This window comes from Streptomyces sp. NBC_00341 (assembly GCF_041435055.1).
Taxonomy (GTDB): domain Bacteria; phylum Actinomycetota; class Actinomycetes; order Streptomycetales; family Streptomycetaceae; genus Streptomyces.
Map to the genome: position 1 here is coordinate 2,342,548 of NZ_CP108002.1, position 14,351 is coordinate 2,356,898.

Sequence of the window (14,351 nt, forward strand, 5' to 3'; positions counted from 1 at the left end):
AGGCGGTCTGCGGGGGCTTGTGACAGAACGATCACATGCGCGGGGGTCCGGGCGCGTCAGCCCCGCCGGGCGGCGCCGCCGGGTCCGCCGCCCGGCGGCTGCGGCGCGACCCCCTCGACCAGCAGCTGGATGATGCGGTCGACGAGGTCCTCGGGCAGCGGCGCGTCGGGCCGGTGGACGGTGCGTACGAGCATGGGGCCGACGAACAGGTCGTCCATCAGCTCCACATCCGTGTCGTCGCGCAGCTCACCGGCCTCGACGGCCCGCCGGACGGCCGCGAGCATGGCGGCCCGGCGTGGCGCTATCACGGTGCACTGGTACTCGTCCCAGAGCCGGGGGTGGCTCTTCATCTGGGCGAAGACGTTGTGCAGGAGTACGGAGGAGCGCTGGGCCAGTCCGCGTCGGCGCATCGACTCCAGCAGGACGCGCAGGTCCCCGAGGCCCGCCGTGCCGGAGACATCGGGTTCCACGGGCTCGATGTCGCGCAGGACGTCGACGAAGAGCTCCTCCTTGTCGGTCCAGCGCCGGTAGATGGTGGCCTTGCCGACCCCGGCGGTGCGGGCGATCCGCTCGATGGACAGTCCGGCGAGGGGCTCGCCGGCCTCCAGCAGTTCGACGACGGCGTCCAGGATGGACCGCTCGGCCGCCGCGCTGCGCGGACGCCCGCGGCGGGGCTCCTGCCCTTCACCGGGGTTGCGGTCGCGCTCGCCCGGGGCCTGCTCGTCCCGGTCCGCTGCCTGAGCCTGCACGTGGAACCACCTTTCGCCGCCCCCGATTCTCCCCGAACGGACCGGCCCCGGCGGCCTCCCCCCGGGACCGGTCCGTTCCGGTGTCACCGTGCCGCGGGCGCGGGCACCGTCGGATCGTCCTGGGCGCCGCCCGTGGCGGGCGGCTGCGCGGCGGGCGTCCGGCCCGGCAGGAACAGCGCGACCACGATCGCCCCGAGCAGGGCGACGAAGGCCGAGCTGATGGCCGTGACGTGCATGGCGCTGAGGAACGCGTCGTGCGCGGCGGTGACCAGCGGGGCGCCCTTCGGTCCCATCTTCTCCGCGATGCCGAGCGTCGCCTCGATCGACTCCGCCGCGGTGTCCCTGGCGGCGGCCGGGAGCGTCCCGAGGTGGCTCTCGATGTCGCTCCGGTAGACGGCGGAGAGCACGGAGCCGAGGACGGCGATCCCGAGCGCGCCGCCGACCTGCCGGAAGGTGTTGTTGACGGCCGAGCCGGAGCCGGCCTTCTCGCGCGGCAGCGCCTGCATGACGGCGACGGTGACCGGCGGCATCACATGGGCCATGCCGGTGCCCTGCACGAAGAAGACCACACACATCAGCCAGACGGGGGTATCGGCGTCGAACAGCGCGAACGCCGCGAGTCCGACCGCGACCATCAGCATGCCGACGGTGCACACGGCGCGGGCGCCGAACCGTGCGACCACCAGCCGGGCCCTGGGCGCGAAGACCATCTGGGCGATGGCCAGCGGCAGGATCAGCAGACCGGACTGCAGGGCGCTCCAGCCGCGCACGCTCTGCATGTAGAAGGCGGAGAAGAACGTCACGCCCATCAGCGCGAAGAAGACCAGCGCGATGGCGGCGACGGCGGCGGAGAAGGCCGGCTTCCTGAAGTACGTGACGTCGATGGCCGGGCTGGCGCTGCGCTTCTCGTGGAGCACGAACACCACCAGGACGGCGAGACCGCCGATGACCGGCAGGAGTACCGAGACGTCGGTGAAGTCGGCCAGCTCGCCGCCCCGGATGATCCCGTACACCAGCAGCACCAGGCCGATGATGGAGAGCACCACGCCGACCGGGTCCAGGCGGCCCGGCTTCGGGTCCCTGGAGTCCGGTACGAGGATCAGCATCGCGATCAGCGCGATGATCACGACGGGCACGTTGACCAGGAAGATCGAGCCCCACCAGAAGTGTTCGAGGAGCAGCCCGCCGGTGATCGGGCCGATCGCGATGCCGAGGCCGACGCTGCCCGCCCAGATGCCGATGGCCTTGGGCTGCTCGTCACGCTCGAAGACGTTCATCAGGACGGCGAGGGTGGCCGGCATCACGAAGGCGGCGCCGAAGCCCATCACGGCGCGCCAGGCGATGAGTTCGCCGGGCGATCCGGACATGGCCGCGAAGGCCGAGCCGATACCGAAGAGCACGATGCCCAGGAGCAGCATCTTCTTGCGCCCGACGCGGTCGCCGAGCAGTCCTGCGGTGAAGAGCAGTCCGGCGAAGACGAGGGTGTAGGAGTTGATCGCCCACTCCAGCTCGCTCTGGGTGGCCCCCAGTCCGGTGGGTGCGGGGGAAGCGATCGTCTTGACGGCGACGTTCAGGATCGAGTTGTCCAGCACCACGATGAGCAGGCTGAACATCAGGACAACGAGAATCGCCCAGCGGCGGCGGTGGACCGCCTCCGGGACCTGGGGCACGACGGCGGGAGCGCCGGACGGTATGGACATGGCCGAAAGCCTAACCTCATTTCGATACGAGACCGTCTCGTATTGGAAAGTCTTTACCGGGCGATATGGCACCCGGTGCCAGGCCGATGCGCGGGCCCACTTCCCGTGACCGGCTCCGGGATGCCACCATGGAAGGGATCCGGGGACGCCGTCAGGGCGCCTCGAGATGACGAAGGAGCCGTTGGCAATGTCGCTTCAGGCTGCGCACAACCAGTCCGCCACACCCCCCGCGGGAGCCCCCGCCGACAGCAGCAAGGCGCTGTACGGAGGAAAGAGCAACCGCCGCGTCACCGTCCACGACATCGCCGCCGCCACCGAGCGCGGCGAGAAGTGGCCCATGCTCACCGCCTACGACGCGATGACCGCGTCCGTCTTCGACGAGGCCGGCATCCCGGTCATGCTCGTCGGTGACTCGATGGGCAACTGTCACCTCGGCTACGAGACCACCGTGCCCGTCACGATGGACGAGATCGCCATTCTGTCCGCCGCCGTCGTACGGGGCACCAAGCGCGCCCTGATCGTCGCCGACCTGCCCTTCGGGGCCTACCAGGAGAGCCCGGTCCAGGCCCTGCGCAACGCCACCCGGCTCATCAAGGAGTCCGGGGTCGGCGCGGTCAAGCTGGAGGGCGGCGAGCGCAGCCACGAGCAGATCAAGCTCCTGGTCGACGCCGGCATCCCGGTGATGGCCCACATCGGCCTGACCCCGCAGTCCGTCAACGCGATGGGCTACCGGGTGCAGGGCCGCGGCGAGGAGGCCGCCCAGCAGATGCTGCGCGACGCCAAGGCCGTGCAGGACGCGGGCGCGTTCGCCGTCGTCCTGGAGCTCGTACCGGCCGAACTGGCCGCCGAGGTCACCCGCACCCTGCACATCCCGACCGTCGGCATCGGCGCCGGTCCGGACACCGACGCCCAGGTGCTGGTCTACACCGACATGGTCGGGCTGACCGGCGGCAAGGTGCCGCGCTTCACCAAGCAGTACGCCGACCTGCGCCAGATCCTCGGTGACGCCGCCAAGGCGTACGCGGACGAGGTCGTCGGCGGCACCTTCCCGGCGCCGGAGCACACCTTCCACTGACCGGACCCCACCGGCCGGACGACCACTTCCGGTACCACCGACAGCCCGCCGACTTCCCCCCGTCGGCGGGCTGTCGGCCGCTTGTCGGTGGGCTGTCGGTGGCCGCTGTTCTGATAGTGGACATGACGCGAATCGACAAGAACCCCAGGAACGGCGGAAACGCCGTCGAGGTACGGGGACTGGTCAAGCACTACGGCTCGACCAAGGCTCTGGACGGCGTGGACCTCGACGTACGCGAGGGCACCGTCCTCGGCGTGCTCGGCCCCAACGGCGCCGGCAAGACCACTCTCGTACGCTGCCTGTCCACCCTGATCCTGCCCGACGCCGGACACGCTGTCGTGGCCGGCTACGACGTGGTGAAGCAGCCCCGCGCGCTGCGCCGCACCATCGGCCTGACCGGGCAGTACGCCTCGGTCGACGAGAAGCTCTCCGGCTGGGAGAACCTCTACATGATCGGGCGGCTGCTCGATCTGCCGCGCAAGAAGGCCCGCTCGCGCGCCGACGAGCTGCTGGAGCGCTTCTCGCTCACCGACGCGGCGAAGAAGGCCGCCATGGACTACTCCGGCGGCATGCGGCGCCGGCTGGACCTGGCCGCGTCCATGATCGGCAGCCCGGCCGTGCTGTACCTGGACGAGCCGACGACCGGGCTCGACCCCCGTACCCGTAACGAGGTCTGGGACGAGGTGCAGAGGATGGTCGCGGAGGGGGCGACCGTGCTGCTCACCACCCAGTACATGGAAGAGGCCGAGCAGCTCGCCAGCGAGCTGACCGTCATCGACCAGGGGAAGATCATCGCCCGCGGCGGTGTCGACGAGCTGAAGGCCAAGGTCGGCGGCCGCACCCTGCAGATCCGCCCCTCCGACCCCGCCGAACTGGCCGCGATGGCGCAGGCCCTGCGCGAGACCGGTCTCGACGGCGTCGCGGGCGCGCAGGCCGTCCCGGACGAGGGACTGCTGTATGTACCGATCCTCAGCGACGAGCAGCTCACCGCCGTCATAGGCCTGCTCGGCACCCGGGGCTTCTCGCTGGCGCACGTCGCCACCGCGCTGCCCAGCCTGGACGAGGTGTTCCTCGCCATCACCGGCGGCAAGGCCACCGTCACCGAGACCGAGACGATCCCCCAGGAGGTCGCGGCATGAGCACGACGACTCTGACGCCCACCCCCACCCACACCGGCACGACGTCCGCCGACCCGGCCGCGAAGGTGCACGACGAGGGCGGGATAGGACTGCGGAACAACCTGCGGCACATCGGTGCGCTGGTGCGGCGCAATCTGCTCCAGATCAAGAAGGATCCGGAGTCGATGTTCGACGCGCTCCTGATGCCGGTGATCTTCGTGCTGCTGTTCGTGTACGTCTTCGGCGGTTCCGTCGGCGGCAGCATGGGCGGCGGCCGGCAGGAGTACCTGAACTACCTGATCCCCGGCCTGATGGCGATGATGGGCATGAACATCGCCATGGCCGTCGGCAGCGGTGTCAACGACGACTTCCGCAAGGGGGTCATGGACCGGTTCCGCACCATGCCGATCGCCCGCTCCTCCGTGCTCATCGCCAAGATCGTGGTCGAGCTCGGCCGGATGATGGTCGCCACGCTGATCCTGCTGGGCATGGGCTTCGCGCTCGGCATGCAGCTGCACGGCTCGGTACTGGGGCTGATCGGCGCGATCGGCCTGGCGGCCGCGTTCGGCGCCGCCATCATGTGGATCTTCATCCTGCTCGGTCTGAGCCTGAAGACGACCCAGGCCGTCCAGGGAATGGGGATGCTCGTCATGATGCCGCTCCAGTTCGGCTCCTCCATCTTCGCCCCGCCGCAGACGATGCCCGGCTGGCTCCAGGCGTTCACCGACTACAACCCGCTGTCCAACCTGGCCGACTCGGCCCGCGGCCTGATGATGGGCGGCCCGCTCGGCCACTCGGTCTGGCTGACGCTCGGCTGGACCGTGGCCATCACCGCGGTGATGGCCCCGATCGCGGTGTCCAAGTTCCGCAAGAAGTCCTGACCCCGGAAGTCCTGACCCCGACGGCCGGGGTTCAGTTCCGGTACGCCTCGACGAGAGCGGCGGCCTCCTTCACGGAGAGGCCGCCGCTCTCGGCGTACGCGGCCTCGAAGGCGGTGTCCCCGAGGACGGCCCGCGCCAGCGCCTCTGCCGCCTCGTGGTTCTCCCGCTCCATCGCCGTCGGCACGTGCCCGCTCGGCAGCATGTCCCGGCAGGCGGCCAGCAGTTGTACCGCCAGGGCCGCTGCGCGCTCCCCGCCGAGGCCGCCCAGCGCCCGCGCGGCGGTGACCAGGTGGGTCGCGGCCATGTGCGGCGCCACCATCTGCGTCAGCGGGTCGTCGGACCGCTCCAGCGCCTCCCGGCTCCGGCCCAGGGCCTCCGCGTACAGCCCGTCGATGGTGTCCAGCCAGGCCACCGCGCCCACCACGAAACCGTGGAAGACCGCCTCGGTCTCCGCCGTGAACTCCTCGCACAGCGCGGCGAGATGCACGCGGGCCTCGCCGGTACGGCCGGAGCGCCCCAGCCACATGGCCAGGAAGAGCCGGGCGAAGGACCTCGCCCCGTGCCCCACGTGCCACGTCTCATCGAGCACCTCCCGCAGGATGGCCTCGCCCTCCGGACCGCGGCCCAGCTCGGTCAGGGCGGAGGCGTACCGGGTGCGGAGCACCGACACCTGGGCCCGTGCGCCGATCTTCTCCGCGTAGCCGATCGCGGCCAGGTAGTCCTCGGCCGCCCGGCCGTAGTCGCCCCGCTTCTCGTTGGCCTCGCCCCGCGAGGAGAGCGCCTCCGCGACACCCCAGTCGTCCCCGAGCCTGGCGAAGATCTCCAGGCTCTCGTCGGCGTCCCCACGGGCCTCGCCCGCCCAGTCGAGCCGGTTGGCCAGCACGTTGGCGCGCATCTGGAGCGCCGAGGCCAGCTCCCACTCGTAGCCGAAGCCCCGTGCGGCCCGGACCGTCTCCTCCAGCAGTTCACGCAGTGCGCTCATGTCACCGGTGACCAGCACCGCGAAGAACCAGAGCGAGGCCGGGAAGCGGCAGGTCTGCGGCTGGCCCGCCCGGTAGGTGTTCGCGATGGCGCGCAGCCGCGCCATGCTGTCGATGCTCGTCCACTCGTCCATGCCGTGGTCCGAGCTGACCATCCGGACCAGCGCCACCTGGCGCCGCGCCTCCTGGAGCAGCTCGGGGCTCATCGGCGGGGGCGCGTCGGTACAGGTCTCGCGCAGGGAGGGCGCGGGGCTGCCGGGCGGGGCGAACGGATCGGGGCCGAGGGCCGAGGCGGCCTCGGCCCAGTGCAGGGCGTCGGTGCTCAGATCGCGTATGTGCCAGTACCAGGAGAGCGAGAGCACCATGCAGAGCGCCTCCTGCTCGTCCCGTGCGGCGACGGCGTGCCGCAGGGCGGAGCGCAGGTTCTCGTACTCGCGTCGGAACTGCTCGATCGCGGCGAGCTGCCCGGCGCCCCGGAGCCCGGGGTCGGTGGTACGGGCCAGCTCCCGGAAGAACACCAGGTGCCGGCGCTCCACGGTGTCCCGCTCCGCCGCCTCGTCGAGCCGTTCGGCGGCGTACTCGCCGACGGTCTCCAGGAGGCGGTAGCGCATCCGGCCGTCCTCGGCGGGTGCGGCGACGACGAGCGACTTGTCGACGAGTGAGCCGAGCACCGCGGCGACATCGTGCGCGTCGTCCGGCCGGTCGGCGCAGACGGCCTCTGCGGCGGCCAGGGTCCAGCCGCCGGAGAAGACCGACAGCCGGCGCAGGGCGGTGCGCTCGTGTCCGTCCAGGAGGTCCCAGGACCAGTCGACGACGGCCCGCAGGGTCTGCTGGCGGGGCAGTACGGTGCGGCTGCCGCCGGTGAGCAGCCGGAAGCGGTCGTCCAGCCGGTCGGCGAGCTGGCGCGGGGTGAGCATCCGGAGCCGGGCGGCGGCCAACTCGATGGCGAGCGGCAGCCCGTCGAGGCGGTGGCAGATCTCGGCGCAGGCGGCCGCCGTCCGCTCGTCCGCGTCGACCCGGAAGCCGGACAGCGCGGCGGCGCCCCTGTCCGCGAACAGGCGCAGCGCCATCGGGTCGGGCAGCGGGTCGACGTGCCGGACGAACTCGCCCGGCACGCCGAGGGGTTCACGGCTGGTCGCGAGCACGGTGAGCCCGGGGCAGCGGGCCAGCAGGTGGTCGGTGAGGGCGGCGGCGGCCTCGATGACGTGCTCGCAGTTGTCCAGAAGGAGCAGCACACGGCGCCCGGTGAGGTGTTCGGTGAGCCGGGCGAGCGGTTCGGCTCCGCCGCGTTCGACGGCCCTGAGCTCCTCCGCGCCCGCACCGCGCAGCACGGTCTCCCGGCCGCCGAGCGCGGTGAGGACGGCCTCCGGCACCGCCTCCGGATCATCGACCGGTGCCAGCTCGGCCAGCCAGACCCCGTCCGGCCAGGTGGCGGGATCGACGGATTCGGCGGCCTCCTGGGAGAGCCGGGTCTTGCCCGCGCCGCCGGGGCCGAGCAGGGTGACGAGACGGGCGTCCGCGAGGTCGTCGCGCAGGGTCTCGATATCGCTCTCCCGGCCGACGAAGCTGGTGAGCCTGGCCCGGAGGTTGCCTGGCGGGGCGACGGCGACAACACCGGGGACGGGGCCGGGGCGGCCGGGGGCAGGGCTGGGGCGGCCGGGGGCAGGGCTGGGGCGGCCAGAGACAGGACGGCCTGCGGCCGTGTTGCGGGCAGCGGCTGCGGCGCACTCCGCCGCAGCCCCGGGTATGACCGGCAGCACCGGCTCCTGGTGGAGCAACTCCGCGTGCAGGGACCTCAGTTCGGCGCCCGGATCGGCGCCGAGCCGGTCGGCGAGCACGGTGCGCACCTCCTCGTAGGCGGCCAGCGCCTGGGCGGCCCGTCCGGCGTCGCGCAGGGCGCGCAGCCGCAGCGCCTGGAGCGGTTCGTCCAGGGGGTGCTCGCCGCAGAGCGCGGCCAGTTCCGGCAGCACCTGCTCGGCCCGGCCGAGGGCGAGCGAGGCGGTGATCCGGGTGCGTCGGGCGTCGAGCCGGCGGGCGGTCCAGCGGGCCGCTTCGGCGTGCCGGTCGGGCAGGTCGGCGAGGACCTGTCCGCGCCACAGGCCCAGCGCGTCGTCGAGGACGCTCACGGCCTTGGCGGGATCGCCCTCCTTCAGGGCCCGCGCCCCCTCCCCCGCGAGGCGCTCGAAGCGGTACAGGTCGACGGTGTCCGGCTCCGCGGCCAGCCGGTAGCCGTTCTCCGCGGAGGCGACCGCCGCGTGCCCGAGCGCCCGCCGGAGCCGGCCCACGAGTGCCTGGAGGGCGCCCGGCGCGTCGGCGGGCGGATCCCCGTCCCACACCTCGTCGACGAGCACGGCTGCGGGCACCGTCCGGCCGGCCCGCAGCGCGAGGACGGTGAGCAGGGCGCGCAGCCGCGCCCCGCCGACGGCGACGGCCGTGCCGTCGTCGCGGAGTGCCTGGGTGGTACCGAGGATGCTGTAGCGCACGCGCCCATTCTCCGTGACCGGGGCCGGAAGCGGGACCACGGCCCGGCCGGATGCGCGCGGGCCGTCCGCCGTAGTGCCTGTCATGCCCCCACCCTTTACGGAACCACCGGCAGGATGCCAGACGTTCTGGCCGTGTCGCCTGTACGGTCGGGGCTCGCCCGCCCGCTCCCGTTCCTCCCCGCAGCCACCAGGAGCCGCCGATGACCACCGCACCAGCGCGCAGCGACCGGCGGATCAGCCCGGTCTTCCTCGGGATCGCCGCCGTCGCGGCGGTGTCCGGGTGGGCGGTGTGGACGGACTTCGCGGATCAGCCGGGGTTCGCCACGTTCCTCTTCGTCACGGCCGCCTGGGTGGTGTCGCTCTGCCTCCATGAGTACGCCCACGCCAGAACCGCGCTGCACAGCGGCGACATCTCCATCGGCGCCAAGGGATACCTCACTCTTAATCCCCTTCGCTACACCCATGCGCTGCTGAGCATCGTGCTTCCGGTGCTGTTCGTGATCATGGGCGGGATCGGTCTGCCGGGCGGTGCGGTCTTCATCGAGCGCGGCCGGATCCGGGGCCGCTGGCGGCACAGCCTGATCTCGGCGGCGGGCCCGCTGACCAATGTGCTGTTCGCGGTCGTGTGCACGGCGCCGTTCTGGCTGGACGCGCTGAGCGGCGTACCGGACGCCTTCCGGTACGCGCTGGGTTTCCTGGCGCTGCTCCAGGTGACGGCGGCGATCCTGAACTCCGTACCGGTGCCGGGTCTGGACGGATACGGGGTGATCGAACCCTGGCTCTCCCACTCGGTGCGCCGCCAGGTGGAGCCGTTCGCCCCGTTCGGACTGATCGCCGTCTTCGCCCTGCTGTGGGTCCCGGGGGTGAACACGGCGTTCTTCGACGCGGTCGACGCGCTCCTGCGGTCGCTCGGCGTCAGTGACTTCGACACGTACTGCGGCCTCGACGCCTACCGGTTCTGGCAGACGCCGAACGAGATCTGCTCGCTGAACGGCTAGGAGACCGTGCGGGAGGTGCGCTGCCGGCGCAGGTAGTACCAGGCCATGTTGGACGAGAGGCCGACCAGGAGCACCCAGAGGACCCCGAGGAGCCAGCTGCCCTGCACGAAGGAGATCACGGCCGCGACGACGGCGAGGACGCAGACGGCTACGGCGTAGAGAGCGAGGCGGGGCATGGGGAGGGCTCCTGTCGGGGGGTGGTGCGCGGTCCCCTCCAGTGTCCCCCATGCCCCGGAACGCTCCGAGCGGGGTACGGCCCCGGCGGTGCGGCTCACACGTCGGTGGTGCGCAGCCCCGCGTGTGCCTTGTAGCGGCGGTTGACCGAGATCAGGTTGGCGACCAGCGACTCGACCTGGTGGGCGTTGCGCAGCCGTCCGGCGAAGATGCCGCGCATTCCGGGGATCCGGCCGGCCAGCGCCTGGACGAGGTCGGTGTCGGCGCGGGCCTCGCCCAGCACCAGCACATCGGTGTCGATCTCCTCGACCGTCTCGTCCTGGAGCAGCACGGCCGAGAGGTGGTGGAAGGCGGCGGTGACCCGGGACTCCGGCAGCAGGGCGGCGGCCTGCTCGGCGGCGCTGCCCTCCTCCGGCTTCAGGGCGAAGGCGCCCTTCTTGTCGAAGCCGAGCGGGTTGACGCAGTCGATGACGAGCTTCCCGGCGAGTTCCTCGCGCAGCGACTCCAGGGTCTTGGCGTGCCCGTCCCACGGCACGGCGACGATCACGACGTCGCTGTCGCGGGCGCATCCTGCGTTGTCCGCGCCCCGGACGCCGTGGCCGATCTCCTCCGCCGCCGTCTGCGCGCGGTCGGCCGCGCGGGAGCCGATGACGACCTGCTGTCCGGCGCGGGCGAACCGGTAGGCGAGCCCGCGCCCCTGCGGGCCGGTGCCGCCGAGTACGCCGATGGTCAGGCCGGACACGTCGGGGAGGTCCCAGGGGTCCTTGGCCGGGGGCTTGGGCGCGCTGCCGCTGTCATTCGTAGTCATGGCCCCGACAGTACTTCCAGGTGGCGAGGGCCCGCCCTGTCGCCGGACCGCGATCAGGATCACGTTCCCGGCCCCGTTCGGGTGGTCTGCGGCCGTTCCCCCGCACGGGTCCCGGAATGTGCTGCAGGATGCCGGGCCATGGATGCCGTACGTGTGGCGCTGCTGCGTGAGGTGCTCGCCGGGACACAGTGGCCGGCCGCCACCCGGCGGTTCGCCGGGACGCTGCGCTCGTCCGTCGTCCCGCACGGCGGCGGGCTGCTGCTGGTGGGGAGCGAGGAGTACGAGCCGTGGCATCTGGCGGCGCACCTGGTCGACGAGTCCACCTGGTCGGGGCTGCCCGAGCTGGCGCCCACGCTGGTACGGCACCGGGTGGCGCCAGGGGACCCGGCCCACCTGGCGGTGGGCCTGGGCAGGATCGAGGCGGCCGGGCGGGGCGAGACGCTGCTCGTGGTGGCGCCCCGGTCGCCGGGCGAGGGCCTGCTGGAGCGGGTGCACGACGCGCGCCGGGCAGGGGCGACGGTGCTCTCGCTGGACAACGGCGATCCGGAGGTCCGGGGCCTGGCCCACGAGGCGCTGTCCGTGGCGGGCGGCGACGAGGTGGACCTGGACACGGTCCAGCACCTGGTGAGCGCGGCGGCCGGGGAGAACAGCGCGCCCGTGCCGCGTGGCCGGCGACGGTTCCGCGACCGGCTGTCCCGGCTCGCCGACCAGCTGACGGCTCCCCCGCCGCCGCGCTGGTGAGGGGGCGCCGGGGTCCGGCCCCGGCGGTTTCAAAAACGCGTTTGCCCCGGCCACGTATCTCGACGGACCATGTGTCCTCGTGACCTCTCGCTCCTCCCTGGCCGCCAGGCTCTCCGCGCTCCTTCCCGATCTCTCGCCCTGGCGGTCCTCCGCCGACTTCCGGCTGCTGTGGGTGCAGGGGCTCGTCACCTTCTTCGGCAGTTCCATGGCGCTGATCGCGCTGCCGCTCCAGATCAAGCACCTCACCGGCTCGCCCCTCGCGGTCGGCGCGATGGGCGCGGTCGAGCTGGTGCCGCTGGTCGTGTTCGGCCTCTACGGCGGTGCGCTCGCCGACGCCGTGGACCGCCGCAAGGTCATCCTGGGCACCGAGGCGGGGCTCGGACTGCTCGCGCTCGTCCTGCTCGTCAACGCCGCCCTGCCGGACCCGCTGCTCTGGCCGCTCTACGTCGTCGCCGGCGGGGTCTCCGCGCTCTCCGGGCTCCAGCGGCCCGCGCTGGACTCGCTGATGGCCCGGATCGTGCCGCACGACCAGCTGGCCGCGGCCGCCGCCCTGAACTCGCTGCGCTGGCAGTTCGGGGCGATCCTGGGCCCGTCGCTGGCCGGTGTGGTGGTGGCGTACGCCGGTCACGCCACGGCCTACACGGTCACGGTCGTCACGTTCACCGTCTCGGTGTTCCTGTGCCGCCGGCTGGCGCCCGCACCGCCCGTGGAGAAGGGGCAGAAGCCGTCGCTGCGCGGCATCGCGGAGGGTGCGCGGTACGCCTGGAGCCGGCCGGTGCTGCTGGGGACGTACGCGATCGACATGGCGGCGATGTTCTTCGCGTTCCCCAACGCGATCTTCCCGTTCCTCAGCGACGAGCTGGACGCCGAGTGGTCGCTGGGTCTGATGTACGCGGCGGGCTCGGTGGGCTCGCTGGTGCTGGGGCTGACCAGCGGCTGGACCAGGGGGGTGCGCAGACACGGGCTGTTCGTGGTGTTCGGCGCCGCCGTCTGGGGGCTGGCCATCGCGGCGGCGGGCTGGTTCGGCAACGTGTGGCTGGTGCTGGTCTGCCTGGCGGTGGCGGGCGCGGGCGACATGCTCAGCGGCCTGGGCCGATCCACCATCTGGAACCAGACCATCCCGGAGGAGCTCCGGGGCCGCCTCGCGGGCATCGAGGTGCTCTCGTACAGCGTCGGCCCGCAGCTGGGCCAGGTCCGGGCCGGCGGGATGGCCGGCTGGACGGGGACCCGTACCGCCGTCTGGAGCGGCGGGGTGGCCTGCATCGCCTCGGTGGCGCTGCTGGCGGCGGCTCTGCCGAAGCTCCTCACCTACGACTCGGAGACCGACGCGGACGCGCTGCGCAGGCGCGCACAGCGCGAGGGGGGCCTGGAGGCGGCGCCCGCGGGCTGAGCCCGGGGCGCGGGCCCCTCAGCCCGTGGGTGCCGCGCTCAGCCGCCCGCGTTCTCGTCCGGCCCCTGGCGGTCGTGCCACCTGGGGTCGGTCTCCCACTCGAGGTTGCGCTCCCGCGCGGTGTCCATCGCGTGCTGGGCCTCCTGGCGGGAGGCGTACGGGCCGAAGCGGTCCTTGGCCGGGCACTCGGGGCCCTCCTCGACCTTCTTGTGCTCCAGGCAGTAGTACCACTCGCCCGGTTTGCCGACCGTGCGCTTCTTGAACAGGGCCATTACCGGCTCCTTTCCTCTGTGCCATGGTGCCCCGGGAACGCTCGTTAGACTCGCTGGCATGTCTGGCCAGTCGCTGCTTGTACCAGGGGAGATCACTCCCGTCCGTTCCGTGCCCGGAAACATCCGGCGCCCCGAGTATGTCGGCAAGCCCGCCCCGACGCCGTACACCGGCCCGGAGGTGCAGGACGCCGAGACCGTGGAGCGCATGCGCGTCGCGGGGCGGATCGCCGCTCAGGCGATGGGTGAGGCCGCGAAGCTCATCGCCCCGGGCGTCACGACGGACGAACTCGACCGGGTCGCCCACGAGTTCATGTGCGACCACGGCGCCTATCCGTCCACGCTCGGCTACCGGGGCTTCCCCAAGTCGCTCTGCACCTCGCTCAACGAGGTCATCTGCCACGGCATCCCGGACTCGACGGTGCTGCGCGACGGCGACATCGTGAACCTCGACGTGACGGCGTACATCAACGGGGTGCACGGCGACAACAACGCCACCTACCTCTGCGGTGACGTGGACGAGGAGTCACGGCTGCTCGTGGAGCGCACGGAGGAGTCGCTGAAGCGGGCGATCAAGGCCGTCCGGCCGGGCCGCCAGGTGAACGTGATCGGACGGGTCATCGAGTCGTACGCGAAGCGCTTCGGGTACGGGGTGGTGCGGGACTTCACCGGGCACGGGATCAACTCCTCGTTCCACTCCGGCCTGATCATTCCGCACTACGACAGCGAGCACGCCACCACGGTGATGACGCCCGGCATGACGTTCACCATCGAGCCGATGCTGACGCTCGGGACCCACACCTACGACATGTGGGACGACGGCTGGACCGTGGTGACCAAGGACCGCAAGCGCACCGCGCAGTTCGAGCACACGCTGGTGGTGACGGAGACGGGCGCCGAGATCCTCACGCTCCCGTAGGGCCTTTCGCTCTCCGGACCCCGACTGCCGACGGCCGCCCCTTCCGGGCGGCCGTTTCCGTCTCTC

The 14,351-nt window shown here is 72.2% G+C and carries 13 protein-coding genes; 7 read left to right on the forward strand and 6 right to left on the reverse strand.

Features of this window, described 5'->3' with window-relative positions; translation table 11 throughout:
• Nucleotides 1-56: 56 nt before the first annotated feature.
• Nucleotides 57-749 (reverse strand): TetR/AcrR family transcriptional regulator, encoded by a 693-nt coding sequence (locus tag OG892_RS10355; RefSeq protein ID WP_371628966.1) that lies wholly within the window; start codon nt 747-749, stop codon nt 57-59.
• Between the two features lie 83 nt (nt 750-832).
• Nucleotides 833-2,449: a DHA2 family efflux MFS transporter permease subunit gene (locus tag OG892_RS10360; protein WP_073735725.1), complete on the reverse strand. Its 1,617-nt coding sequence runs from the start codon at nt 2,447-2,449 to the stop codon at nt 833-835.
• A gap of 187 nt (nt 2,450-2,636) precedes the next feature.
• Between OG892_RS10360 and panB the strand changes: the two genes are divergently transcribed.
• The 3 genes from panB to OG892_RS10375 all read left to right on the forward strand — a co-directional run bounded on the left by panB (nt 2,637) and on the right by OG892_RS10375 (nt 5,523).
• Nucleotides 2,637-3,524 (forward strand): 3-methyl-2-oxobutanoate hydroxymethyltransferase, encoded by an 888-nt coding sequence (panB, locus tag OG892_RS10365; RefSeq protein WP_073735726.1) that lies wholly within the window; start codon nt 2,637-2,639, stop codon nt 3,522-3,524.
• A 122-nt stretch (nt 3,525-3,646) separates the two neighbouring features.
• Nucleotides 3,647-4,663, forward strand: coding sequence for an ATP-binding cassette domain-containing protein (locus OG892_RS10370; protein ID WP_073735727.1), 1,017 nt, complete (start codon nt 3,647-3,649; stop codon nt 4,661-4,663).
• Nucleotides 4,660-5,523, forward strand: coding sequence for an ABC transporter permease (locus tag OG892_RS10375; RefSeq protein ID WP_073735728.1), 864 nt, complete (start codon nt 4,660-4,662; stop codon nt 5,521-5,523). The genes OG892_RS10370 and OG892_RS10375 overlap by 4 nt, the downstream gene beginning before the upstream one ends.
• A gap of 31 nt (nt 5,524-5,554) precedes the next feature.
• On the opposite strand, the gene OG892_RS10380 is transcribed toward OG892_RS10375, so the two are convergent.
• The gene (locus tag OG892_RS10380) at nt 5,555-8,986 is read right to left on the reverse strand and encodes a BTAD domain-containing putative transcriptional regulator (RefSeq protein ID WP_371628967.1); all 3,432 of its coding nucleotides are present in this window, start codon (nt 8,984-8,986) and stop codon (nt 5,555-5,557) included.
• A gap of 200 nt (nt 8,987-9,186) precedes the next feature.
• Between OG892_RS10380 and OG892_RS10385 the strand changes: the two genes are divergently transcribed.
• Nucleotides 9,187-9,984, forward strand: coding sequence for a site-2 protease family protein (locus OG892_RS10385; RefSeq protein ID WP_328867288.1), 798 nt, complete (start codon nt 9,187-9,189; stop codon nt 9,982-9,984).
• Here OG892_RS10385 and OG892_RS10390 read toward each other — a convergent pair.
• Nucleotides 9,981-10,160: a hypothetical protein gene (locus tag OG892_RS10390; RefSeq protein WP_024489896.1), complete on the reverse strand. Its 180-nt coding sequence runs from the start codon at nt 10,158-10,160 to the stop codon at nt 9,981-9,983. The two genes, OG892_RS10385 and OG892_RS10390, sit on opposite strands and share 4 nt — an antisense overlap.
• Before the next feature lie 95 nt (nt 10,161-10,255).
• A complete protein-coding gene (gene npdG, locus OG892_RS10395) occupies nt 10,256-10,966 on the reverse strand; it encodes an NADPH-dependent F420 reductase (protein WP_327336587.1) in 711 nt (236 codons plus the stop codon).
• A 138-nt stretch (nt 10,967-11,104) separates the two neighbouring features.
• Here npdG and OG892_RS10400 point away from each other — a divergent pair, with 138 nt between their 5' ends.
• A complete protein-coding gene (locus OG892_RS10400) occupies nt 11,105-11,707 on the forward strand; it encodes a hypothetical protein (protein WP_073735732.1) in 603 nt (200 codons plus the stop codon).
• A 79-nt stretch (nt 11,708-11,786) separates the two neighbouring features.
• A complete protein-coding gene (locus OG892_RS10405) occupies nt 11,787-13,097 on the forward strand; it encodes an MFS transporter (protein ID WP_328867286.1) in 1,311 nt (436 codons plus the stop codon).
• A gap of 38 nt (nt 13,098-13,135) precedes the next feature.
• On the opposite strand, the gene OG892_RS10410 is transcribed toward OG892_RS10405, so the two are convergent.
• The gene (locus OG892_RS10410; protein ID WP_024494784.1) at nt 13,136-13,369 is read right to left on the reverse strand and encodes a hypothetical protein; all 234 of its coding nucleotides are present in this window, start codon (nt 13,367-13,369) and stop codon (nt 13,136-13,138) included.
• 58 nt (nt 13,370-13,427) lie between these two features.
• On the opposite strand from OG892_RS10410, the gene map reads away from it, so the two are divergent.
• The gene (gene map / locus OG892_RS10415) at nt 13,428-14,285 is read left to right on the forward strand and encodes a type I methionyl aminopeptidase (protein ID WP_073735734.1); all 858 of its coding nucleotides are present in this window, start codon (nt 13,428-13,430) and stop codon (nt 14,283-14,285) included.
• The last annotated feature ends 66 nt before the right edge of the window (nt 14,286-14,351 follow it).